Consider the following 22,471-nt stretch of genomic DNA (forward strand, 5'->3'; position numbering starts at 1 on the left):
GTCCCGGCGCTCCCGCCAGCCGTTCCCGCAGCCCCGACAGCGCCTCCCCTGCGGGCACCAGTCTAGGAGACGCTCGTAAAGACGTTTGACTTCGAGCGCGCACGAAGCCGGAGCGTGGAGGTCATGCGATACACGACCATCGGATCAGGCGCCGGCTCCCGGCGCGTCAGCAAGCTCGCGCTCGGCGTGATGCGGTTCGGCACGGACACGGACGTCTCGACCTCCTATGACATCCTCGACCGCTTCGTCGAGGCCGGCGGCACCTTCGTCGACACCTCCAACAACTACGCCTACTGGGCCAACGGCACCCAGGGCGGCGAGAGCGAGACCACGCTCGGGCAGTGGCGCCGCGACCGTGGCATCGGTGACGAGCTCGTCATCTCCACCAAGGTCGGCGCGCGACCGACGGACGTCGTCGAGCGCGTCGAGAACGGCTGGGAGAACCAGCGCAACCGGCGCTGGGAGGGGCTGGCCCCGGAGAACGTACGCGAGCAGGCCGACCGCTCCCGCGAGCGCCTCGGCGTCGAGCGGCTCGACCTCTACTACGCGCACGTGCCGGACATGAACGGTGTGCCGCTGGAGGAGTACGCCGCCGGGTTCGCGGCTCTGGTGAAGGACGGTGTCATCGGCCAGTTCGGGCTGAGCAACCACTGGTCCTGGCAGGTGGAGCGGGCGCGGGCAGTCAACCCGGAGGCGGCACGGCCGAGCGTGCTGCAGTATCACCACACCTACCTGCGGATGCGCACCGACATCCCCGACCGGCGGCTCTCCGTCGACGGCGAGATCGGTGTCGCCGACGCCTCGCTGCTCGCCTACCTGCGGGCCACGCCGGGGCTGACGCTGGTGGCGTACACGCCGCTGCTCAGCGGGGCCTACACGAATCCTGCCAAGCCGCTCGACCGCGCCTACGACCACCCGGGGACGACCGCCCGGCTGGCGGTGCTCGAGGAGGTCGCCGCGGAGACCGGCGCGACCCGCAACCAGGTCGTGCTGGCCTGGATGCTCGGCGACTCGCTCCCGGTGATCCCGCTGGTCGGGGCGTCGTCGGTGGCCCAGCTCGACGAGAGCCTGGCGGCGGTGGACCTGGAGCTCAGCGAGGAGCAGAGGGCTCGGCTCGACGCTGCTGGGCGATGAGCTCCGCGTCGGGGTCGCAGCCCCCGACGGTCGCCTCGTAGTAGTCGACCTTGAACTCGATCGCCTCCAGGTGGCGGGCCGTCTCGGCGAGCTGCGCGCGCACCCGGTCGCGGTGGGCGCGCAGCAGACCCAGCCGGTCGGCCTCGTTGCCCGCACCGGACCGGACCATCTCGGCGTAGCGCCGGATCTCCCGGATCGGCATGCCGGTCGAGCGGAGCCGGGTGATCAGCGTGATCCAGCCGAGATCGTCCTCGGTGTAGGCCCGGTGGCCCGAGCCGTTGCGGCCGACGTCGAGCATCAGCCCGTCGCGTTCGTAGTAGCGCAGCGTGTGAGCAGTCAGGCCGGTCCGCTCGGCCACCTCGGCGATGCTGAGTCCGTGGGACGTCATGGCTCCAGTGTCCCGGTTCGAGCACACTCGAAGTCAAGCGGGTTCGGCTACGTTGGACGGGTGAAGAGGACGTACGCCGCCGGCCCGGCCGTCGCCGTCCTGACGGTCCTCACGCTGGTGCTAGGCGGGTGCGGAGGGTCACCGGAGTCCTCCCCGAGCCCGACGACCAACTCCTCGGGGACGTCGGTGTCCGCTGAGCCGTCGCCCAGCGACGTACCTTCGTCTTCTCCGGCTCCCCCGAAGCCGGGGTCGGTGCCGCCGCCGTGGCTCGGGACGCGGGTGCTGCCGGAGGACGCGCAGGGCTACGGGATCGCGCGGCCGACGCCGCCGGAGCTGCGTCACCGGGCGTGGACGCTGCCGGACGTCGTGCCGATGCTGCCCGGCGGCGGGTTCGCCGCCGAGGTCGACGTCGCGCCCGACGACGTGATCGCGCGCTCGACCTGGGTGCCGGGATGTCCGGTCTCGCGGCAGGAGCTGGCCTGGGTCCGGATGACGTTCTGGGGCTTCGACGGCGCCCGCCACACCGGGGAGATGCTGATCAACGCCCGGGTCGCCGAGGACGTCGTCGGGGTCTTCCGCCGCCTCTACGAGGCGAGGTTCCCGATCGAGCAGATGGACATCACCACGAAGGCGGCCCTGGACGCGCCGCCCACCGGCGACGGCAACGGCACCGGCGGCTTCGTCTGCCGCCCGTCGGTGGGTCAGACCTCGTTCTCTCAGCACGCCTACGGCCTGGCGATCGACATCAACACCTTCCAGAACCCATACGTCAAAGGTGACCGCGTCATCCCCGAGCTCGCCCGCTGGTATCTGAACCGGTCCCGGAAGGCGCCCGGGATGATCCACCCGGACGACGTGGTCGTGCGGGCCTTCGCCGACATCGGCTGGGAATGGGGCGGCGACTGGAACTCGCTGAAGGACTACCAGCACTTCTCCGAGAACGGCACCTGAGACCCCGCCGACTCGGCGCAACTGTCCCAAGATCAACGACCGACTCGGCACGTCTGCCCCGCAATTCAGCGCCGAGTCGGCGCGTTTGTCCCAGACCTACGGCGGGACAGACGCGCCGGGTCGACCGCTTTCGGCGGGACAGACGCGCCGGGTCGACCGCTTTCGGCGGGACAGATGCGCCGAGTCGGGGGTCAGACGGACTCGGCGGCGGCGAGCTCGCGCTTCCACTCGCGGAAGGTCTCCTCGGTGCGGCCGCGGCGCCAGTAGCCGGAGATGGAGAGGTCGGCCTTCGGGACGCCGCGCTCCTCGAGGAGGTAGGGGCGGATGCCGTGCATGGTGACCGCGGCCTCGCCGTGGACGAAGGCGTGGACGCGGCCCTCGAGCCAGGGCAGCTCGCGGACGGCGGTGACGAGGGGCTGCTCGTGGCCCTCGGCGTCCTCGGCGGCGTGGTGGGTGTGGCCGCCGGTGACCAGCCAGGTCACCTCGACGCCCTCGGGGTGGTCGAGGGGCTGCTCGAGGCCGGTGGTCGGTACGTCGATGATCGCGTAGCCGCGGGCGTCGGCGGGCAGGGCACCCAGCGCCGCGCGGATGGCGGGCAGGGCGGTCTCGTCGCCGGCGAGCAGGTGCCAGTCGGCCGTGGGGTCGGGCGCGTAGGCCCCGCCGGGCCCACGCGCCGAGAGGGTGTCACCGGGCTGGGCGGCAGCGGCCCAAGGGCCGGCGTATCCCTCGGTGCCGTGGACGACGAAGTCGATGTCGAGCGTGCCGTTCTCGACTGAGGGGTTGAGTGCGGTGTAGGTGCGCACCACCTCGCCGTCCTCGTGCGGGAAGACCAGCTTCACGTAGCGGTCGGTGAACACGCTCGACGAGAAGGCGCCGAGGTCCTCGGAGCGGAAGCTCACCCGGATCATCGTCGGACTCAGCCGCTCGGTGGCGGTGACGACGAGGACGGTCTCGGGCTTCGCGGGACGGTTCATGTAGGCAACCCTAACTTGGCGACAAACCCCCTGCGGTCAACCCGCCGACCGGGTCGAATGCACGGACCGTGGCTGGGTCGTCTCGACCGGAGCGGCGGGCGAGGGAATCGTGGGAGCGGGCCGCTGCGGCTTGCTGACCAGCGACAGGCTCGGCTCCAGCACCTTCAGCAGGGTCTCGACGTGACCTCGGGCCTCGGTGACGAGCCGCCGGGCCTCGCGGGGTGACCGCTTCTTCAGGTCGGCGAGATCGTCGTCGGCCGGTCGGCGGACCCGGCGCCGAGCCTTCTGCAGCGGGGCGAGCTGGACCAACGTACGCAGCCGGGTGGCCGCATCCGCGTCCGAACCCGCCGGCCCGCCCAGCGCGGTGCGGCCCAGCAGGTCGCTGAGCGCGGCGATCTCGACGAGCGTGAAGGTGCGCTTGACCGCCGACGGCACCAGCCGCGCGACCTCGCTGCGGTGGGAGCGCTCGGCGGTGATGATCAGGTCGGCGCTCTCGATGTCGGCGACGTCGAGGGGGTAGGCCTGGTGTCTGGTCAGCCGGGTGCCGGCGAGCGCCACCTCGGAGGCGATCATCGGGTCCATCTCGTAGCCCTCGAGCGCCTCGCTGCCGGCCGAGATCACGTTGATGCCGTGGCGCGCGAGCCCACCGATCTGGCCGACACCCTCACGGAGCATCGCCTCGATCGCCGGGGATCGTCGTACGTTCCCGGTGCAGACGACCAGGATCGTCGCGGTGTCCATCCCTGCCTACCTTCGAGTTGCCGAACGATTCTGGAGCATGGAATCGCTCATCCACGCAGCCAACCCCCGAACGTGACGAACAGACATTACGCAGTCGGCGTACGGCCCCGAGAACCGACGGGAGATCAATCCCCCATTTGGGGGAACGAGCGGAACACCCGGCCCTGCCATCCTCGATTTCGGGTGAGGATGTGCAATGGCCCCGTGTGGACCCGCCTGCCGGCGGATGAGTCACGGACGAGCAGCCTGGCACAGACATCGGACGGAGTGACCTGTTGGACCTGCGCGACTATGTCGCTGCCCTGCGAAAGCGCTGGTACATCGTCGCCGTGCTGGCGATCCTCGGCGCCAGCGCGGTCTTCGCGCAGGCGCACGCGAGCCCGCCGCAGTACCGCGCGCAGAGCACCGTCTTCGTCTCGATCGCCCGCGGCGCGACGACCCAGGAGCTGGTCCAGGGCTCGACCTTCACCCAGGACATCGTCCAGTCCTACGCCAAGCTGGCGACGATGCCGGTGGTGCTCGACCAGGTCATCTACGACCTCGACCTCGACACGACCCCGAAGGCCCTGGCCGAGCAGATCACCGCGGAGAACCCGCTCGACACCGTGATCATCGAGATCGACGCGGTGGCGACGACCAGCACCGGCGCCTCCGACCTGGCCAACTCGGTCGCCGACGAGCTCACCACCACGATCACCAACCTCTCCCCCAGCTCCAACAAGAAGTCCGCCGTCGAGGTGACCGTGGTCGCCCGCGCCGACCCGCCGGAGGAGGCGTTCGCGCCGCGTACGCGGCTGGCCGCCCTGGTCGGCTTCACCGGCGGCTTCGGGCTCGGCGTCGCGATCGCCGTGGTCCGCGCGCTCCTCGACACCCGGGTCCGCACCGCGGCCGAGATCGAGCAGCTCACCGACGTCGGGCTCCTGGGGGCGATCCCCCGGCGGCGGGGTCAGCGGCGCGCGCGGGGCGCGGTGACCGCCATCGATCCCCACAACGTCGCCGCGGAGGCCTACCGGCGACTGCAGACCAACCTGCAGTTCCTCGACGCGTCCTCGCCGGTCCGCTCGATGGTCGTGACCTCCTCGATCGGCGGTGAGGGCAAGTCGACGACGTCGATCAACCTGGCGCTGGCGATCGCCGAGCAGGGCCAGCGGGTGCTGCTCGTCGACGCCGACATGCGCCGACCGGCGGTCGCCGACTACTGCGGCCTCGAGGGCGCGGCCGGACTGACGACGGTGCTGATCGGGAAGGCCGAGCTCGAGGATGTCGTCCAGGTCTGGGGCGACGCCAACCTGCACGTGCTCACCATGGGTGAGATCCCGCCCAACCCGGCGCAGCTGATCGGCTCGCCGCGGATGGCCGACCTGCTGGAGGAGGCGCGCGCGAGCTACGACGTGGTCATCCTCGACTCCCCGCCGCTGCTTCCGGTCGCCGACGGCGCGATCCTGTCCCGCCTGACCGACGGGGCCCTGGTCGTCGCCAACTGCCGCACCATCCACCGTCCCCAGGTCCTGGAGGCCATCGACAGCCTCGAGACCGTCGACGCCCGCTGCCTCGGCATCGTCGCCAACCAGGTCCGCGACACGGCCGCGCACACCTACTACGGCCAGCCGGAACAGGGCTGGTTCGCCCGCCTCCTCTCCGGTTTCGTACGTCCCCGGGAACCGCGTCAGCAGGGCTACCCCGCCGCCGGGAGCTGAGCATGGCCGTCGTGACGGCGGTCCGGGTCCGCGGCGGGCGGACCGCGCGGGCCGAGGCCTCCGGTTGGGAGGTGCTGACCGCGCTCCTGGCCGGAGCCGCGGCGTTCCTGGCCGGCACCGACTTCACTCTCGCCCGAGGCCTGACCGTGGGCGGGCTGATGGGCGCGGCCCTGGCCCCGATCTGGATCCGGGAGGCCGGCCGCTACCGCGGCGCGGTCCTGGGTGGCGTACTGCTGCTCGCCTGTCTCTTCTCCGCGCTCGCGCTCCACACCTGGCGCTCGGCGACCCACCCGCCGACCGAGGCCGGCGTGCTGTTCGAGCTGATGCCGGTCGTCTCGGCCGCGATGTGCGTCGGAGCCCTCCTGTGGGGGCAGCGCGTGCTCTCGCCGGGGGCCGTGGTGTGCCTCTACGCGCTGGGCTCGTTCACGACCGCGACGATGGGCTCGCGCTTCGCCGAAGAACCATGGCGGTTCGGGTTCGCGATGCCCTCGACGATGTTGCTGCTCGGTGCCTGCCTGCTCATCCGGCGGCGTCCCCGCAAGAGACTCCTCGCGGACATGACCGTCCTCGGGGTTCTCACCGCGGTCACCGCGCTGTCGGGGGCCCGCTCGATGAGCGCGTTCCTGATCATGACCGCCGTGCTGCTGCTGTGGCAGCACCGGCCGCGGACGGCGAAGCGGACCACCTCCGCGCTGCTCTCGCTGGTGCTGGTCGGCGCGCTCGGCCTCGGGCTCTACCGGGCGCTGGAAGGGGCCGCGCTGGAGGGCTACCTCGGCCAGTCGGCGCAGGAGCGCACCCAGGAGCAGACCCAGGCTGCCGGATCGTTGATCCTCGGCGGCCGCCCCGAGATCGGAGCCACGGTGGCGCTGATGCTGCACGAACCCCTCGGCTACGGCGCCGGCATCATGGCCACGCCGACCGACATGCAGGCCGCGAAGCAAGGCATGTCCCGCCTGGGCTACGACCCGGACAACGGCTACGTCGAGCACTACATGTTCGGCACCCGGATCGAGGTGCACTCGCTGATCGGCGACCTGTGGATCTGGTTCGGCCTGGCCGGCCTGGTGCTGTCGGGGTGGCTGCTGTGGCTCGCCACCATCTATCTGGGCCGCAGCATGTCCCACCGCACCGGCACCGCGCTCGGCATCTTCCTCGCCCTGCAGCTCGGCTGGAACCTCTTCTTCGGCCCCATCATCAGCTCCCTGCCGCCGCTCGCGCTCGCGCTCGGGGTGTTCCTGCTGCAGCGCAAGGAAGCCGATCCGGCGCCGTCCTCTGCGAGGACGTCGGAGCCGCCACGGCAACGCCAAGCCCACGATGGCGGGCGCGCCCGTCGCCGATACCTCGCCGCGGGTCCGCAGCGCTCCTGAAGACGGATCGACTCGGCGCAACTGTCCCGCCAACCAGCGCCGAGTCGGCAGCTGGATATGGGACATACGCGCCGACTGGGCGATCTGCGGCGAGACAGATGCGCCGGGTCGGCGTTGCTAGCGGGCGTACTCGGAGACGTGGGAACCCCAGGCTCCGCGGAGCATGCCAAGACCGCGAAGGAGGGTGCGGGTGCCGCGGGCGTGGTGGGGCTGCGAGCCGGTCAGGCGGCCGAGGGCGACGCGGGCGGAGCCCCCTAGGACACGTACGAGGCCGCGGGCCGTGGCGCGCAGCCGAGCGATCGGGCGACGGCCGGCAGGAGCGAGGTGGACCTGCACCCGAGAGTCGGAGTTGCCGATGCGGGAGGCGCGGGCGCGTACCCACTCCCGGGTCGCCCGGTCCGCGGGCACCAGGTCGTGCACCGGGGCCTCGTCGCACCACACGATCCGGCCGCCGGCGGCGGACAGGGTGCGGGTGAAGACGGTGTCGGAGCCACCGGAGAGACCGAAGCCGAGGTCGAAGCGGAGCTCGCCGACCTGAGTCATGTCGAGCAGGAGGTTGTTGGTCGCCGCGGTGGTGACGACGGTGCCGGTCGGGTGCCGTAGGCGCCGGAAGAAGCCACCCGCCTCGATCCACGGGTCCAGCGCCCCCTCGAAGTGGGAGATCACCGGCCCGACCACGGCCGCGGCGCCCCTCTCCTCCCAGCACGCGAGCAGGGTCGGCAGCCACTTCTCCGAAGGCTGCTCGTCATCGTCGATGAAGACGACGACAGCATCGGGACCGGCCTCGTCCAACGCCCGGTTGCGGGCGGCAGCGATGCCGGGGGTCGGCTCATGCACGTACCGCACACGTACGTCTCCATCGGCCGCCCCCGCCACCGCGGAGGCGGCGCTGGGCTGCTCGTCGTTGTCGACGACGAGCAGCCGCGCCTCAGGGACGAGGTCGAGCTGGGCCCGGAGCATGCCGATCGCCTCGGCGAGCCCTTCGGGCCGCCGATAGGTGAGCATGCAGACCCAGATCACTTGATCGTGACCGTCACCCAGTCGGAGCGGGAGATGTTGCCGAGCGGGTCGACGGCCTCGATCTTGTACCTCTGCGCCGAACCGCTGGCGCGGCCGGTGTCGGTGAAGGTCATCGCGGCGTGCTTCCAGAACGGAGCCGTGACCTTGACAGTCTTGATCGGCGTGGAGTCGATCGACCCGCGGTAGAGCTTGTAGGTGACCGTGGCGTTGTCCTTGTCGGGGTTGCCCGGCCACTTCAGCGTGGCCTTGCCCGCGGAGGGCGAGGAGCCGGTGAGCGCCCACTTGGCGCCCTTCAGCGTCGGACCGACCTTGTTGGGCGCGATGTCCTTGACGGCGAACCGGACCAGACCCTGCTGCGCGACCCCGTTGACCTTCAGGAACTCACCGCCGAACAGGACGTACTTGGCGTTGGCGGTCACGGTCCAGGTCGACTGCTTGGCGCTGGTGAACGTGCCGTTGGTCCACTTAGGATACCACTCCAGGAACTCCGGTCGCGGGGTGCCGGGGTGGTCGGGGTAGCCGTACTTGTCGTCGGCGATGTTGGTGCCGCGTACGTCCTGGGTGGTGGCGGTGGAGTGGTACCAGGCCCGCGGCTTGGTCTCCGGGAAGCCGCCGGAGGTGTCGCAGCCGTGCTTGTGGCTGGCCTGGTAGACGACGCTGGCGGTCGGCCAGACGGCGTAGGTGTCGCCGTGGCAGTCCTCGAGCCAGGTCAGCTTGCCGGTGGCCCAGTCGGCCTTGAAGGAGCCCTCGAGATTGCCGGCACCGCCGTAGTTGTAGCCGCTGCCGTAGAAGCTGGTGCCGTCGGACTCCAGCGAGAGGATCGCTGCCTCGGCGCCGCCGTTGCGGATCTCGGAGTTGACCGGGAGCGCCAGCGAGCTCCCCGAGGAGACCTCGAGCCGGGCCAGGCCGTAGCCCGGGTTGGAGGAGCCGTTGACGCTGGTGAACGCCCCGCCGATCACGATCTTGGTGCCGTCGGAGGAGACCACGATGTCGTTGACGTTGCCGCCGGCGACCTTCGGGTTCATCGGCAGCAGACCGGTGCCGGTGTCGGTGGGCTTGACCGCGGCCACCTTCGTGCGCGCGGTGTTGTCGGCGGAGGTGAACACGCCGCCGTAGAAGACCGCGGTGGACGTGGCCGCGACCGCGTTGGTGGTCGAGTTGAAGATCGGCCGGAAGCTCGTCACCTTGCCGGTCGAGAGGTTGATCGCGGCGCCGCGGTAGCGGTTGAGGCCGTCGACCTGGGTGAAGCTGCCCGCGACGTAGAGAGTCGACTTGTCGGGCGAGAGCGCCATGTCCTTGACCTGGCCGTTGAACTTCGGCTCGAAGCCGGTGATCAGCGCACCCGTCGAGAGCCGGTAGGCCAGCATGTGGGACCGGGCCGACTCACTGGTGCCGGCCGCGGCCCCCGCCGGACGCGCCGAGGTGAAGTTGCCGCCGACGTAGACGATGTCGCCGACGATCACCTGCTTCCAGGCGACGCCGTTGATCTGCACGGTGGGAAGTACGTCGGCAGAGACCGTCGTCGGCAGATCAGGATCGGTCGGCGCAGTGTCCGCGGACGCGGAGGTCGCGGAGGTCGCCAGGGTCAGGCTCGTCGCCACGAGCGCCAGCACAGCCAGGATCGGCTTCATCACATCTCTCATCGTGGGGGAGGTCTATCGCTGGGGACGGCCCTTGAAGACCACCACGTCGGCGCCGTTGCCCAGATCGAGCTCGACGCGGACGGGGCGGGCCTCCTCGGGGATCTGGAAGACATAGACGCCTGTGGCCGACTCGCCGTCCGCGACCGAGGCCGGGAAGGGCACCTCGCCGTCGGAGGCGACGCTGACCGCGGGGGTGCGCTCGCGCCCGTAGTAGGCGTTGACGACACCGAGCGCCAGATCGAGCTTCTTCCCGGTCTCGTTCTTCACCTTCACGGTGATCGCGAGCGCCGGACCACCGACCTCGCCGGGCAGGCTCGCGGTGGCCTGGACGGATTCGATCTCGGCCAGCCGTGCCGTGACGCCGGGGGCCGAGGTCGCCTCGGCCTTCAGGCCGACCGCGCGGTTGCCGTTCGATGGCTTCCCCGGCTCCGTCTCCTCCTCGTCGGACGAGGAGACGGACTCCTCCTCCGACGGGGTCGCCGTCGGAGAGGGTGCGGCGGCCACCGTCGAGTCCGACCCGGCGGTGGCCGGGCCGGACGGGTTGCGCACGATGAGCACGACCGCGACGCTCACGAGGACGACGGCAGCGACGGCTGCCGCGACGTACATCCTCGATCGCGGGACTTGACTGAGCATGGGGGATCTTCCGCGGGCGGGGTCGGACAAAGACATCGATTCGAAGACGTTGCATTCAAGCCCAAGTCCGACGCCCGCGGGGGGATCCGCTCGCCTACTCCCCAAGATCGGGTATGCCGGTCAGGGCTCGATGACCTTCAGATCGTCGTAGCTGACCTCCACAGGCGTGGCACCGATCGTCGAGGAGCCGTAGCCGCGCAGCATCACCCCGCCGGGAAGCTGGTTGGCCGCGGTCGAGTCGGAGAACTCGTACGTCCATCCCGACGGCTCCGCCGACCCGGCCGGCCACACCTTGGTGCGCACGGTCGCCGGCGCGGTGCCGGTGACCTGGAGGCGGACCTTCAGCCGGTCGCCGGGGGCGACGCTGAGTCCCGGGACAGCGTTGGCGCCGACGACCGGGCTGCCGCTGCGTACGAGGTGGATGCCGACGGTGCCGTCTGGGTTGAACCGGAGTCGCGAGGCGTAGTGGTCGCTGCCGGAGACACGGGCGCCGAGGATCGACCAGACGAAGCCAGCGTCGGGGAGCCGGGAGACTCCGACGCTGACGGTCGCGTCCACGTCGCCGGCCGAGACCTCCTGGAGCCGGGACTCGGTGGTCGCGCCGGGAGCGATCGCGTGCCGGCCGCGACCCTCGGAGACCGAGAAGCTGCCGGCGGTGCCGGCGGTGCGGGCCCAGGCGCCGCCGGTGTCGGCCGTCCCCCAGCCGCTCGTCTCGGCACGCCCGAAGGTGTCCGCGGCGACGATGCCCTCGACGGGCGGTGCCGGCTCGCCGGCGACGTCGACGGCGACCCACGCGGTGGGCGACTGGTTGCCGAAGGCGTCCTCTGCGACGACCCGGTAGCTCTGGGTGGTGCCTGGCGGCGCCGCGGTGTCGAGGAAGCTCTGCGTGGTCTGCTTCCAGAACGCCGCGGTGACGGCCTTGGTGTGGATCGGAGCGTCGGCCGATGCCCGGTAGACCTTGTAGGTCACGGTCGCGTTGTCCCGGTCGGCGTTGCCGGGCCAGGTCAGCCGGACCTGGCCGTCGGCGGGCGAGGTCGCGGTGAGCCCGAAGTCCGCGCCGGACAGGGCCGGACCGACCTTGTTGGGCGCGATGGTCTTGATCGCGAAGCGGACCAGGCCCTGTTGCGCGACCCCGTCGACCTTGAGGAACTCGCCGCCGTAGACGACGTAGTCGGCGTTGGCGGTCACCGTCCAGGGGGCCTGGTTGGCGCCGGTGAAGGTGCCGGGCGTCCACTTCGGGTACCACTCGAGGAACTCGGGCCGCGGGGTGCCCGGGTGGTCGGGGTAGCCGTAGATGTCGCGGGTGTTGGTGCCGCGTACGGCCTGGGTGACCGCGGTGGAGTGCTGGAAGCTGCGCGGGTTGGTCTCCGGGAAGCCCCCGGAGTTGCCGCAGTAGTGCTTGTGGCTGGCCTGGTAGACGGTCTTGGCGGTCGGCCAGATCGAGTAGGTGTCGCCGTGACAGTCCTCGAGCCAGGTCAGCTTGCCGGTGGCCCAGTCGGACTTGAAGGAGCCTTCGAGGTTGCCGCCGCTGCCGTAGTGGTAGCCGGTGCCGTAGAAGCTGGTGCCGTCGCTCTCCAGGGAGAGGATGGCGGAGTTGGAACCACCGTTGCGGACCTCGGAGTTGACCGGCAGCGACATCGAGGCGCCGGTCGCGACCTTGATCCGGGCCAGGCCGTAGCCGGGGTTGGACCAGCCGTTGACCCGGGTGAAGTTGCCACCGATCACGATGTCGGCGCCGTCGGGCGAGACCACGATGTCCTGCACGGAGCCGTTGGAGACGGTCGGGTTCATCGGCAGCAGACCTGTGCCGGTGTCGGTGGGGCTGACCGCGGCGACCTTGGTGCGCGCGGTGTTGTCGGCCGAGGTGAAGACCCCGCCGTAGAAGACCGCGGTGGACGTGGCCGCGACCGCGTTGGTGGTCGAGTTGAAGATCGGCCGGAAGCTGGTCACCGCGCCGGTGGCCAGGTTGATCGCGGCAGCGCGGTAACGGTTGACCCCGTTGACCTGGGTGAAGCTGCCGGCGACGTAGAGCAGGGACTTGTCGGGCGAGAGCGCCATGTCCTTGACCTGGCCGTTGAAGCTCGGCGCGAAGCCCGGGATCAGCTCACCCGTGGAGAGCCGGTAGGCCAGCATGTTGGCGCGCGGGGTCTCGTTCGTGCCGGCCGCGGCGCCCGCCGGGCGAGCCGTGGTGAAGTTGCCGCCGACGTAGACGGTGTCACCGACGATGACCTGCTTCCAGGCGACCCCGTCGATCTGCACCGTCGGAAGTACGTCGGCCGAGACCGTCTCCGGCAGCTCCGGGTCGACCGGAGCCGTGTCCGCCGTCGCCCCTCCCGACATGACCAGGCTGCTCACCCCGAGAACAGCTGCGACCGCCCCGGCCGCAATCAAGCGCCACTGGCGTCGAATCCGCGTCATCATCCATCCCTGCACAAGGCGGCTCCCTCGGCCGCGACACGGCAGTGTCGCGGACACCCACAGCCATCCGCCCGTGAAACGCAGCTGCGATCCCCTGAATCGGGTATGTGTTGGACCCAGGCACCCAACCCGCGCAAACTGCGTGGTGCAGACTCCCGACACGTCAGTAGGCTGCACAGTCCACAGGAAGGCATACGTCTCTTGGCTGTCCCGCCCGGATCGTCCCGGATCCTCCTCCTCGCCATGTCCGCGATCGCCACCGTGGTCGCGCTGGGTTCGACGTACGCGCTGACGTCGGGGCCCGCCGAGGAGCCGGCTCCGCGCGCGGAGCGGAACTACGCCGACCTGCCGCCCGACGACTTCGGAGGGCCGGTGACTCTGACGCCGTCTCCGTCCGCGTCGGCGTCCCCGTCCGCCTCCTCGACCAGCTCGGTCAGGCCTTCGGCGAGCCCGTCGGCGACGAAGACGCGGCCCTCGGACCCGGCCAACCGGTCCGGCGACCGGCCTTCCGAGGAGGAGCCGCGCGAGGGCGAGCCGCTGGGCTCACCCCCTCCGGGCGCCGGGTCACCGGGACCTGACGACACCGGCGTACCTCCGAAGAAGAAGCTGCGGGTCCATCGCGGCGACCTGGTCGTCAGGACGCCCGGACAGGTGGTCGACGGCCTCGAGGTGCACGGCCGGATCCGCGTCGAGGCACCGAGCGTGACGATCCGCAACACCAAGGTGATCGTGCCGACCGGCTCCGAGACCGCCGGGATCTCCAACAACAACGCCAACGGCGCGGGGATGCTGGTCAGCAACGTCGAGGTGATGGCCGAGAACGCCGCGCCGGGCGTCAACGGCGTGGTCGGCCACGACTTCATCCTCGAGGACTCCGAGATCCACCACGTCACCGACCAGGTGCACATCACCGGCAGCAACGTGATCGTGCGCGACAACTGGTTTCACGACAACTACCACTTCGAGAGCGACCCCTACCAGGGCGGCGGCGCCTCCCACGACGACTCGATCCAGATCATCGGCGGCAGCAACATCACGATCGCGGACAACCGCTTCACCGGCGCCTTCAACGCCGGGGTGCAGATCACCCAGAGCATCAGCGCCGTCAGCGACGTCACGATCCGCGACAACCTCCTCGGTGGCGGTGGCTGCACCGTCAACATCGCCGAGAAGAGCCGGGGCCCGATCCGTGGCACCGTGATCCGCGACAACCGGTTCCTCAGCGACCAGCGGATCGACGGCTGCGCGATCATCCACCCGTCCTCCACCAAGATCACCCACTCCGGCAACGTCTGGGACGACACCGGCAGGCCGGTCAGGCCGAGCCGCGGCTGAAGCCTGGCAAGCGCGGCCCGACCGCTCCGCGCACCGTCACCACCAGCGACATCACGTCACGGCGGATCGACGGGACAAGAAGGAGAAGCGCGTACGCGACGCCTCCGGCGACCACGCAGACCGGCACCGTCACCCCGGGGTGCTGCCCGTGAAGGGCCTGAGCGGTGGCGTACGCCGCACCGGCGACCGCGCCCGCGACCAGCAGGATGCGAGCGGCACCGAGGTAGAGCGGCCCGACCCGGAGCTGGGTGCGGCGGGAGATCCACCACAGCGACAGCGGCCACTCGAGCAGATGGGCGGTCGCGTAGCCGACCGCGACGCCGGTGATCCCGTAGCGCACGCCGACGAGCACGCAGACGACCTTCAGGACCGAGGCGACCAGCGTGTAGTGGCGCAGCTCGGTGGTCAGACCGTGGGCGAGGTAGACCCAGTAGCCGACGTAGGCCAGCGTCTGGAACAGGCCCGCGCAGGCGAGCAGGGCGAAGACGCCGGCGACGTCCCAGCCGGGACCGAGGAAGAGAGCACAGACCGGGGCCGCTGCGCCCGCGAGCAGCCCGAGCCCGGCCCCGAGGCTGTAGCCGAGCGCGACCTGGCCGCGCTGCACGAACCGCTGGGTCAGCGCCGGGTTGTCGCGAATCCGGCTCAGCACCGGCAGCGCCACGGTCGTGGTGGGGCCGCGCAGCTGGACCAGCGGGTTCATCAGCAGCTGCCAGGCGCGGTTGTAGGAGCCGAGCTGGTCGGCGCCGAGACGGGTGCCGATGAGCACGGAGTCGATGTTGCTGGCCGCGTAGTTGATCAGCTGCGTTCCCGCCAGCGACCAGCCGAAACGGAGGAACTCGCCGATCTCCACGCCACGTCGCGGGCGGCCGGGGAGCCAGCCGGCGAACGCGCCGACGGCCACCAGGGCGACAGCGCCCTGGGCCAGCTGCTGGACGACGAGGGCCCAGTAGCCGGCGCCGTTGGCTGCTGCGTACGCCGCGATCCCGAGGGCCAGCAGCGGCGCCAGGGTCGTGGCGGCGGCCAGCCTGGCGAAGAGCATCCGGCGGGTGAGATCGGCGCGATACTGCGCCGCCATGCCGTTGAGCACGAACATCCCCGCCATCGCCGCGGTCAGGCCCGTCAGAGCGGGCTCGTCGTAGAGGGCGGCGACGAGCGGGGCGGAGGCGACGGCGACGAGTGCGAGGCCGCCACCGAGGGCGGTGTTGAGCCACCACAGGTTCGTCTGCTGCTCGCGGGTCAGCACCTTGGCCTGGACCGCGGCGGTCGAGAGCCCGAGGTCGCGGAAGATCTCGGCGACCGCGATGACCGCCAGCACCATCGCGACCAGGCCGTAGTCGCGGGGGCTGAGTAGCCGGGACAGCACCGCGACCGAGGCGACCTGCACCAGGATGCGTACGCCCTGGCCGCCGAGCACCACCATCCCGCCCCGGGCAGCACTCCTACCGAGGCTCAACCGAGCACCTCGGTGGCGATCTGATCGCGGTAGCGCTCGGCGCCGAAGCGTTCCTCGGCGTCTTTGCGTCCGGCGGACGCCAGTTCGGCGGCCAGGGCGGGATCGGCGGCGAGCCGCCGGATCGCCTCGGCGAGGTCGCCGGCGTCACCGGGGGTCACCAGGAGACCGGTCTCGCCGTCGGTCACGATCTCGGCCAGCCCCTGCACCCGGCTCGCGACCAGCGGTCGCTCGGCGAGCAGCGCCTCGACGGCGACGTTGCCGAAGGGCTCGACCCGGGACGGCACCAGCACCACGTCGGCCTGCTCGAGCTCGCGGGCCGGCTCGTCGACGTAGCCGAGGAACTCGACGCTGCCGGCGAGGTCGCTGTCGGAGGCACGCGAGCGGAGCTCCTGCTCGAACCACTCATAGCCCGCGAAGACCGACCCGCACACCCGCAGCCGCGCGTCGATCCCGCCGCGGCGCACCTCGGCGAGCGCTTCGAGGGCCACGTCGGTCCCCTTGCGCGGCGAGAGCCGCCCGACCAGCACCAGCAGCAGCGGCCCGTCGGGGGTCCGGGGGCGAGCCGCCGTCACCGACTCCGGCCCCGGCACCCCGTTGTAGACGACCGTCGTACGCCGCCCCAGCACCTTCACCGTGCGCGCGAGCACATCGCGCGATGCCCGCGAGTTCGCCACCACGCGGTTGGCCAGCAGCAGCGGAGCGGTCAGGGCGAGACGTACGGGCTTGGGCTGGTCGTCCTCGGCCTCGTGCACGTGGCACACCACCGGGACACGGGCCGCCCGCCCGACGACGATCCACCACGGGATCGTCACGGTGTTGACGAGCAGCCGGCCGGGCCGGACCCGCCGCCACAGCCGCGCCGCACGCACCCAGAAGACGATCAGCGCCGCGGCCAGCCGGAGGAGCCCGGTGGGGCTGAGGTAGGCCTTGCGCAGCACCGGGAACGTCATCACCTCGACGCTCGCGCCGGCGGCTTCGAGCAGCGGGACCAGGGGGCCGCGCGCGGGTACGACGACCGTGACCTGGTGGCCCGCCCGACGCAGCCCGTGCACCGTCTCGACCAGCTGCAGGTCGGAGCCGTAGACGTCCGGCGACGGGTGGGCGACCAACAAACGCATGATGAGCAAAGGTAGGCCACCGAACGGGCCCGGGCCGAAGGTCCTGGCAAAGTCCTACCCAGATCTGGGGAGCGGACGGCCCGAGCGGCCACGCCCGATCCCGCCTCGTCTAAGGTCCCGCTGTCCCTCCCCCACGTCACAGCGAAGCAGGATCCAGCATGGCCGCGACCGGCGCCGAACGCGCCCCCGGCGGGTTCCGTACGCACCTGGAGGCGCTGGGTCGGGCGCAGAAGCCTTCGCTCAACACCGCGGCCTACTCGCGGCTCGTCAACCGGCCCGCCGGCCGGGTCGTCGCCGCCGCGGCGCACACGCTCGGGGCGACGCCCAACCAGGTCACGGCACTGAGCGCGACGCTCTCGACCGCGGGGCTGACGGTGCTCGCACTGGTCGAGCCGCGCTGGTGGACCGGGATCCTGGTCGCGGTGCTGCTGGCCGCGGGCTACGTCCTCGACTCCTCCGACGGTCAGCTCGCGCGGCTGCGGGGCGGCGGGTCGCGCTCGGGCGAGTGGCTCGACCACACCATCGACTGCTTCAAGACCGCCAGCCTGCATCTGGCGGTGCTGGTGTCCTGGTTCCGGTTCGGCCCGGTCACCGACGGCTGGCTGCTGGTGCCGCTCGGGTTCGAGGTGGTCGCCGTGGTGACGTACTTCGGGCTGATCCTGATGCCCACCCTTCGCCCGGCTCCCACCGAGTCGTCGCCGTCGACCGCCCACGAGAACCCGCTGCGCAAGTGGGCGCTGCTGCCGACGGACTACGGCGCGCAGTGCTGGATGTTCGTGCTGCTCGGCTTCGGCATGGTCTTCGCGTGGACCTACGCGCTCGTCTTCGTCTGCAACGCCGCCGCCCTGGCCATCGCGCTGCGCAAGTGGTGGCGTGAGCTGCGGGCGCTGGACGGCCCCTCCCAGGGGTCACGATGAGCGACCTCTCGCGCGTCGCCGTGGTCGTGGTCGGCTATGGCGGCCCGGCGCTGCTGGAACGACACACGGCCCAGGTCGCCGGCGCGCTCCGGCCCGCCCGGATCGTCGTGGTCGACAACCACTCGACCGACGCCAACCGGGCCGCTGTCCGGGCCCTGTGCGAGCGCGAGGGCTGGACCGGGGTCTACCCCGGCACCAACACCGGCTTCGGCGCCGGCTGCAACCTGGGTGCCGCGGCAGCGCTGGCCGAGGGCGCCGAGGTGGTGCTCTTCCTCAACCCGGACGCCACGATCGACACCGAGTCGGCCGTACGCCTCATGGCAGCCGTCGAGGCCGAGCCGCTCCTCCTCGCCGCGCCGACCGTGCTCGGCCCGGACGGAGAGGTCGCGTCCGCGGGACTCGACCTCGACCTCGACACCGGGACGATGCGCCCCTGGCGACGTCGCACCGAGCAGGCCCCGAGCGCCGAGACGCTCCCCTGGGTGACCGGCGCCTGCTTCGCGGTCACCCGTGAGCTCTGGGAGCGGCTGGCCGGCTTCGACGAGCGCTACTTCCTCTACTGGGAGGACGTCGACCTGTGCGCCCGGGTCCGGGCGTTCGGCGGCCGGGTCACGGTCGTCGACGGGGCCACCGCGGTCCACTCCGGCGGCGGCACCCAGCGCGCCGAGGGATCCCGCGCCAAGTCGCCGGCCTACTACTACTTCAACATCCGCAACCGCGCCCTCTTCGCACGCACCTGGCTCAGCCAGGAGCGGCAGCGGGCCTGGCGTCGCGGGGCGGTCGGGGCTGCGTACGAGATCCTGATGCGGGGTGGGCGCCGACAGCTCCTGCACCCGGTGCGTCCCCTCTCCGCGGTCCTGCAGGGGCTGCGCGACGGGTACCGTGACCGGCCGGTGCGGGTCATGGAGTCGGTGCGGGAGCTACGCGCGACGACCAACCCCTACATCGTCCAACTCGTCGAGACCCTGGAGCACCGCGACGACACCGACGTGCTCCTGTTCGGCTTCGCGCGCGCCATCGTCGGCCGCTACGACGTCTTCCACGTGCACTGGCCCGAGCTGCTCATGTCGGCACGCACACCGCTTCGCCGCCTCGCCCGCCGCCTGCTCATCACCGCCTTCGTGACCCGGCTGCACCTGACCCGGACCCCGGTCGTCCGCACCTGGCACAACCTCTCCCGCCCCGACGGTCTGAGCCGCTGGGACCACCGGCTCCTCGACGCCCTCGAGCGCCGCACCAGGCACGTCATCCGCCTCACCGAGCAGACCGCTCCCCCGCTGGCCGTGCCGACCTCGACGATCGTCCACGCCCACTACCGCGACTGGTTCGAACGGATCGAGCCCGCCTTCGAGCCCGCCTTCGAGGCCACCCCGAACCCACGGCGAGCCCTCTACTTCGGGCTGATCAAGCCCTACAAGGGCGTCGAGCACCTCCTGGAGGCGGTCGCCGACAGTCCCGAGGCAGACCTGGACGTACGCCTCGTCGGGTCCCCGACCGACCCTGCCCTCGAGGCCCGGGTCCGCGCCGCGGTCGCCGCCGACCCGCGCGTGAGCGCCGAGCTGAGCTATGCCGACGACGCCACCCTGGCCGCCGAGATCGCCGCCGCCGCCCTGGTGGTGCTGCCCTACAAGGCGATGCACAACTCCGGCGCTCTGCTGCTCGCCCTCTCCCTCGACACCCCGGTCCTCGCCCCCGACAACGAGGTCAACCGCCGGCTGTCCGAGGAGGTCGGCGACGGCTGGATCCATCTCTTCGAAGGCACCCTCACCATCGAGGACCTCGAGCGTGCGTTGAAGACGGTTGCCGCCCACCCGCCGTCCGGGCGGCCGGATCTCTCGGCACGGGAGTGGCCGGAGTCTGCCGCTCTGCACGCAGCGGCGTTCCGGGCGGCACTGCTGCCCTGAACCCTGCTACCCGAGTCCGGCCAGGCGGAGGGCGTCGTCGACCTCGCTGAGCTTCGCAGCGGACAAGGCGCCTGCTCGCTCGATCAGATCGTCCCGGGTCAGGTTGGTCAGCCACGTGCACGGGGTGAATCCCGGGCGTGGCAACGCGACCCGGAGCACACCGTCGAACGGCAGCCCTTCCCTGGCGCCCACGGCCACCTCGACGCCCAGACCGGCGAGGTCGACACCCGCCGGAGCGACGACCTGCATCACCTCGATCCCGGCCGCCTCGTCTCCCGACAGCAGCACGACCGGCCGCCGCTCGTCGAACTCCACCCACCAGACCTCGCCACGCCGCACCTGTCCTCCTGACCCCGGTCTCACCAGCCCCCAGACAACCATCCTTTACTAACCTGACAAACGTGCCCCCGGACCAGAACCACCGCCCACCCCTCTGGATCGCCGTCGCCTCGTTCGTCAGCAGCTTCGACCGGTTCGTGGTGAGCCCGATCCTGGTCCTGGTCGCCACGACCTTCGGGGTCTCGGTGGGGCAGGCGGTGGCGATCGCGAGCGGCTACTACCTGGCGTACGGGCTGAGCCAGCCGCTGTGGGGCGCGCTCTCGGACCGGTTCGGCAGGGTCCGGCTGATGCAGGGCGCTCTCGTCGGCGCGGGGATCGCCGGACTGGTGTCGGCCGCGGCACCGAACCTGGTCACCCTCGTGGTGGTGCGGGTGGTCGCCGGGGCCTTCTTCGGGGCGATCGTGCCGACGTCACTGACCTACGTCGGTGACACCGTCTCCACCACCTACCGCCAGCGTGCGCTGTCCGACCTGATGGCGGCGATGGCTGTCGGGACCGCGCTGGCCGCTGCCGCGGCGGGGATCACCGGTCAGCTCGCGGGCTGGCGGGTCGTGTTCGCGGTGCCGGCGGTCGTGGCGCTGGTCAGCGCCTGGGGGCTGAGGAAGCTCGCCGAGCCGCCACGAGCCACCGACGGCGGGGTCCGAGCGGCGTTCCGGGCAGCGCTGAGCAACCGCTGGGTGCTGGTGGTCGGGCTGCTCGTCTTCGTCGAGGGTGGCCTGGTCCTCGGCGTCCTCACCCTCCTCGCCCCAGCGCTCCAGGACCAGGGGGTCGACGCCGCGCGGGCGGGGCTCGCCGCGGCTGCGTACGGCATCGCGGTCCTGCTCTCCTCGCAGGTCCTCAAGGCGCTCACCCGGCGGCTCCCACGCTGGGCGCTGATGGGGATCGGCGGCTGCGCGCTGACGGTCGGGTACGCAGCGGCGACCGTCCGGGTCTCGGTGCCCACGATCGTCGGCATCGTCATCATGCTCGGCATCACCTGGGCGTTCCTGCACACCTCGCTGCAGACCTGGGCCACCTCGATCGTGCCGGAGGCGCGCGGCACCGTCGTCGCCTGTTTCGCCGCGTCCCTCTTCATCGGCAGCTCCGTCGCCGCCGTCGTCGCCGGACCTGCCGCCGACCACGACCGGTGGCACACCCTCTTCGCCGCCTGCGCGGCCACCGCCGCGGTCCTCACCGTCGCCTGCGTCCTCGCCTACCGCGCCTACACCGCCCGCGAGGCGGCGCCCCGGGCGGCGGACATCACCACCGACGTCTAGCGACCTCAGCGCAGGTGAGCGCGGATGAGCGCCTCGTACTGATCGGTGATCCGGCTCCAGGTGAACTCGGCCGAGTGCCGGGCGCGCGCCGCCGACGACAGCGACGCCGTGAGCTCGGGTTCGGAGAGCAGCCGCTCCAGCGCGGTGACGATCCCGGCCTCGTCGGAGAAGTAGAGCGCCGCACCGTCGGCGACCCAGCGGTTGTAGCGGTTGTCGTGGGCGATCACGGCGTTGCCGCAGCCCAGCGCCTCGACCAGCGACGGGTTGGTGCCACCGACCTGGTGCCCGTGGACGTACGCCATCGAGTGGAAGCGCAGGGCCGAGACGATGTCGGTGTCGTAGATCGCGCCCAGGAAGACGACCTCGTCGCTCGCGGCCTCGAGGACCGCGCGCTGGTAGTCGTCGGCCGGGTCGTAGTCGCCCAGGACCACCAGCTGCCGGCCCCACCGGCGGCTGGAGAAGGCGCGGACGGCCTCCAGGATGCTGTTCTCCGGCACCGGGCGGGCGATCAGGGTGAGGTAGGAGCCAGGCTCCAGCCCGTGGTCGAGCACCGCCCACTCGGGCGCGTCGACGACGTTCGGGGCACCGTAGGCGATCGTGGTGATCTTCTCGGCCGGCACCCGCGTCGCCAGGTGACGGGCGATCTCGGGGTGGTCGGCGATGAGGTGGTCACCCAGCCAGCAGGCGGCCCGCTCCTGGGTCCACAGGAACGCCTTCTCGGCGCCGGACCAGCGGGCCCGCTTCCACTCGATCCCGTCCATGTTGATGATGTTCGGGATGCGACGGGAGCGCAGTATCGAGTTGAGCGCGCCGGTGTTGTAGCCGAACGTCACACAGACGCTGCCGTCCTGCGCGGCCTCCCTTGCGGCATGGCGCACCGCGCCGACGTCGAACTCGATCGTCCCGCGCGGACCGTCGTGACGGGCGGGCACGTGGACCCTCTCGATGCCCTTCCACGAGTCGATGCGCAGGTCCGCGTGCGGCTCGTCGTCCTGGCAGTAGACGACCACCCGCCAGCCGCGGTCGACCAGGTCGAGTCCGATGTTCTCCACCGCGGTCTCGAAGCCGCCGTGGGCAGCGGGCACGCCACGGGTCCCGAGCATCCGTACAGTGGGGGTCACGTGGGGTTGACTCCTCGTTTGTCAGGAGCCGATGGCCCCTATTTTCAGCACAAGGAGCC

19 protein-coding genes are annotated in these 22,471 nt (G+C 71.3%); 8 read left to right on the forward strand and 11 right to left on the reverse strand.

The window, feature by feature from the left end; genetic code table 11:
• Positions 1–123: 123 nt before the first annotated feature.
• On the forward strand, positions 124–1,134 hold the full coding sequence (locus ACFVJS_RS06440; protein WP_378878089.1) for an aldo/keto reductase: 1,011 nt from the start codon (positions 124–126) through the stop codon (positions 1,132–1,134).
• On the opposite strand, the gene ACFVJS_RS06445 is transcribed toward ACFVJS_RS06440, so the two are convergent.
• Positions 1,091–1,522 (reverse strand): MerR family transcriptional regulator, encoded by a 432-nt coding sequence (locus tag ACFVJS_RS06445; protein WP_378878090.1) that lies wholly within the window; start codon positions 1,520–1,522, stop codon positions 1,091–1,093. The two genes, ACFVJS_RS06440 and ACFVJS_RS06445, sit on opposite strands and share 44 nt — an antisense overlap.
• Positions 1,523–1,582: 60 nt before the next feature.
• On the opposite strand from ACFVJS_RS06445, the gene ACFVJS_RS06450 reads away from it, so the two are divergent.
• A complete protein-coding gene (locus ACFVJS_RS06450) occupies positions 1,583–2,473 on the forward strand; it encodes a M15 family metallopeptidase (RefSeq protein ID WP_378878092.1) in 891 nt (296 codons plus the stop codon).
• Positions 2,474–2,664: 191 nt separating this feature from the next.
• On the opposite strand, the gene ACFVJS_RS06455 is transcribed toward ACFVJS_RS06450, so the two are convergent.
• Positions 2,665–3,447, reverse strand: coding sequence for a siderophore-interacting protein (locus tag ACFVJS_RS06455; protein ID WP_378878093.1), 783 nt, complete (start codon positions 3,445–3,447; stop codon positions 2,665–2,667).
• 36 nt (positions 3,448–3,483) lie between these two features.
• Complete coding sequence (locus ACFVJS_RS06460; RefSeq protein WP_378878094.1) at positions 3,484–4,188, reverse strand: hypothetical protein; 705 nt, start codon at positions 4,186–4,188, stop codon at positions 3,484–3,486.
• A 275-nt stretch (positions 4,189–4,463) separates the two neighbouring features.
• Between ACFVJS_RS06460 and ACFVJS_RS06465 the strand changes: the two genes are divergently transcribed.
• Together ACFVJS_RS06465 and ACFVJS_RS06470 are read left to right on the forward strand one after the other, a co-directional pair.
• A complete protein-coding gene (locus tag ACFVJS_RS06465; RefSeq protein WP_378878095.1) occupies positions 4,464–5,885 on the forward strand; it encodes a polysaccharide biosynthesis tyrosine autokinase in 1,422 nt (473 codons plus the stop codon).
• A 2-nt stretch (positions 5,886–5,887) separates the two neighbouring features.
• Entirely contained in the window at positions 5,888–7,252 is a 1,365-nt protein-coding gene (locus ACFVJS_RS06470; RefSeq protein WP_378878096.1) for an O-antigen ligase family protein, read from the forward strand.
• Positions 7,253–7,369: 117 nt separating this feature from the next.
• Here ACFVJS_RS06470 and ACFVJS_RS06475 read toward each other — a convergent pair whose 3' ends face one another.
• The 4 genes from ACFVJS_RS06475 to ACFVJS_RS06490 form a co-directional block, all read right to left on the reverse strand.
• Positions 7,370–8,257, reverse strand: coding sequence for a glycosyltransferase family 2 protein (locus ACFVJS_RS06475; protein WP_378878097.1), 888 nt, complete (start codon positions 8,255–8,257; stop codon positions 7,370–7,372).
• An 11-nt stretch (positions 8,258–8,268) separates the two neighbouring features.
• The gene (locus tag ACFVJS_RS06480) at positions 8,269–9,903 is read right to left on the reverse strand and encodes a hypothetical protein (protein WP_378878098.1); all 1,635 of its coding nucleotides are present in this window, start codon (positions 9,901–9,903) and stop codon (positions 8,269–8,271) included.
• Positions 9,904–9,927: 24 nt separating this feature from the next.
• Positions 9,928–10,551, reverse strand: a complete 624-nt coding sequence (locus ACFVJS_RS06485) for a hypothetical protein (protein WP_378878099.1) — start codon at positions 10,549–10,551, stop codon at positions 9,928–9,930.
• A gap of 120 nt (positions 10,552–10,671) precedes the next feature.
• Positions 10,672–12,969: a hypothetical protein gene (locus ACFVJS_RS06490; RefSeq protein ID WP_378878100.1), complete on the reverse strand. Its 2,298-nt coding sequence runs from the start codon at positions 12,967–12,969 to the stop codon at positions 10,672–10,674.
• A gap of 201 nt (positions 12,970–13,170) precedes the next feature.
• On the opposite strand from ACFVJS_RS06490, the gene ACFVJS_RS06495 reads away from it, so the two are divergent.
• Positions 13,171–14,304 (forward strand): right-handed parallel beta-helix repeat-containing protein, encoded by a 1,134-nt coding sequence (locus ACFVJS_RS06495; RefSeq protein ID WP_378878101.1) that lies wholly within the window; start codon positions 13,171–13,173, stop codon positions 14,302–14,304.
• Here ACFVJS_RS06495 and ACFVJS_RS06500 read toward each other — a convergent pair.
• Both ACFVJS_RS06500 and ACFVJS_RS06505 read right to left on the reverse strand, forming a co-directional pair.
• The gene (locus tag ACFVJS_RS06500; RefSeq protein ID WP_378878102.1) at positions 14,285–15,757 is read right to left on the reverse strand and encodes a lipopolysaccharide biosynthesis protein; all 1,473 of its coding nucleotides are present in this window, start codon (positions 15,755–15,757) and stop codon (positions 14,285–14,287) included. The genes ACFVJS_RS06495 and ACFVJS_RS06500 overlap by 20 nt on opposite strands.
• The gene (locus ACFVJS_RS06505) at positions 15,754–16,875 is read right to left on the reverse strand and encodes a glycosyltransferase family 4 protein (protein ID WP_378878103.1); all 1,122 of its coding nucleotides are present in this window, start codon (positions 16,873–16,875) and stop codon (positions 15,754–15,756) included. The genes ACFVJS_RS06500 and ACFVJS_RS06505 overlap by 4 nt, the downstream gene beginning before the upstream one ends.
• A gap of 158 nt (positions 16,876–17,033) precedes the next feature.
• Between ACFVJS_RS06505 and ACFVJS_RS06510 the strand changes: the two genes are divergently transcribed.
• Both ACFVJS_RS06510 and ACFVJS_RS06515 read left to right on the forward strand, forming a co-directional pair.
• Positions 17,034–17,792 carry a CDP-alcohol phosphatidyltransferase family protein gene (locus ACFVJS_RS06510; protein ID WP_378878104.1) on the forward strand — a complete coding sequence of 253 codons (759 nt, stop codon included), beginning with the start codon at positions 17,034–17,036 and terminating at the stop codon, positions 17,790–17,792.
• Entirely contained in the window at positions 17,789–19,696 is a 1,908-nt protein-coding gene (locus ACFVJS_RS06515) for a glycosyltransferase (protein ID WP_378878105.1), read from the forward strand. The genes ACFVJS_RS06510 and ACFVJS_RS06515 overlap by 4 nt, the downstream gene beginning before the upstream one ends.
• A gap of 6 nt (positions 19,697–19,702) precedes the next feature.
• Here ACFVJS_RS06515 and ACFVJS_RS06520 read toward each other — a convergent pair whose 3' ends face one another.
• Positions 19,703–20,035 (reverse strand): type II toxin-antitoxin system PemK/MazF family toxin, encoded by a 333-nt coding sequence (locus ACFVJS_RS06520; RefSeq protein WP_378878106.1) that lies wholly within the window; start codon positions 20,033–20,035, stop codon positions 19,703–19,705.
• A gap of 62 nt (positions 20,036–20,097) precedes the next feature.
• Here ACFVJS_RS06520 and ACFVJS_RS06525 point away from each other — a divergent pair, with 62 nt between their 5' ends.
• Positions 20,098–21,291 carry an MFS transporter gene (locus tag ACFVJS_RS06525; RefSeq protein WP_378878107.1) on the forward strand — a complete coding sequence of 398 codons (1,194 nt, stop codon included), beginning with the start codon at positions 20,098–20,100 and terminating at the stop codon, positions 21,289–21,291.
• Between the two features lie 5 nt (positions 21,292–21,296).
• On the opposite strand, the gene ACFVJS_RS06530 is transcribed toward ACFVJS_RS06525, so the two are convergent.
• A complete protein-coding gene (locus tag ACFVJS_RS06530; RefSeq protein ID WP_378878108.1) occupies positions 21,297–22,412 on the reverse strand; it encodes a DUF1972 domain-containing protein in 1,116 nt (371 codons plus the stop codon).
• Positions 22,413–22,471: the final 59 nt, after the last annotated feature.

This window comes from Nocardioides sp. NPDC057772 (assembly GCF_042798075.1).
Lineage (GTDB): Bacteria > Actinomycetota > Actinomycetes > Propionibacteriales > Nocardioidaceae > Nocardioides.

What these genes read in the sequence shown, in the direction of transcription:
- ACFVJS_RS06440 (WP_378878089.1), top strand. Translation starts at nt 124, where the DNA reads ATGCGATACACGACCATCGGATCAGGCGCCGGCTCCCGGCGCGTCAGC.
- ACFVJS_RS06445 (WP_378878090.1), bottom strand. Translation starts at nt 1,522, where the DNA reads ATGACGTCCCACGGACTCAGCATCGCCGAGGTGGCCGAGCGGACCGGC.
- ACFVJS_RS06455 (WP_378878093.1), bottom strand. Translation starts at nt 3,447, where the DNA reads ATGAACCGTCCCGCGAAGCCCGAGACCGTCCTCGTCGTCACCGCCACC.
- ACFVJS_RS06460 (WP_378878094.1), bottom strand. Translation starts at nt 4,188, where the DNA reads ATGGACACCGCGACGATCCTGGTCGTCTGCACCGGGAACGTACGACGA.
- ACFVJS_RS06470 (WP_378878096.1), top strand. Translation starts at nt 5,888, where the DNA reads ATGGCCGTCGTGACGGCGGTCCGGGTCCGCGGCGGGCGGACCGCGCGG.
- ACFVJS_RS06475 (WP_378878097.1), bottom strand. Translation starts at nt 8,257, where the DNA reads ATGCTCACCTATCGGCGGCCCGAAGGGCTCGCCGAGGCGATCGGCATG.
- ACFVJS_RS06480 (WP_378878098.1), bottom strand. Translation starts at nt 9,903, where the DNA reads ATGAAGCCGATCCTGGCTGTGCTGGCGCTCGTGGCGACGAGCCTGACC.
- ACFVJS_RS06485 (WP_378878099.1), bottom strand. Translation starts at nt 10,551, where the DNA reads ATGCTCAGTCAAGTCCCGCGATCGAGGATGTACGTCGCGGCAGCCGTC.
- ACFVJS_RS06490 (WP_378878100.1), bottom strand. Translation starts at nt 12,969, where the DNA reads ATGACGCGGATTCGACGCCAGTGGCGCTTGATTGCGGCCGGGGCGGTC.
- ACFVJS_RS06505 (WP_378878103.1), bottom strand. Translation starts at nt 16,875, where the DNA reads ATGCGTTTGTTGGTCGCCCACCCGTCGCCGGACGTCTACGGCTCCGAC.
- ACFVJS_RS06510 (WP_378878104.1), top strand. Translation starts at nt 17,034, where the DNA reads ATGGCCGCGACCGGCGCCGAACGCGCCCCCGGCGGGTTCCGTACGCAC.
- ACFVJS_RS06515 (WP_378878105.1), top strand. Translation starts at nt 17,789, where the DNA reads ATGAGCGACCTCTCGCGCGTCGCCGTGGTCGTGGTCGGCTATGGCGGC.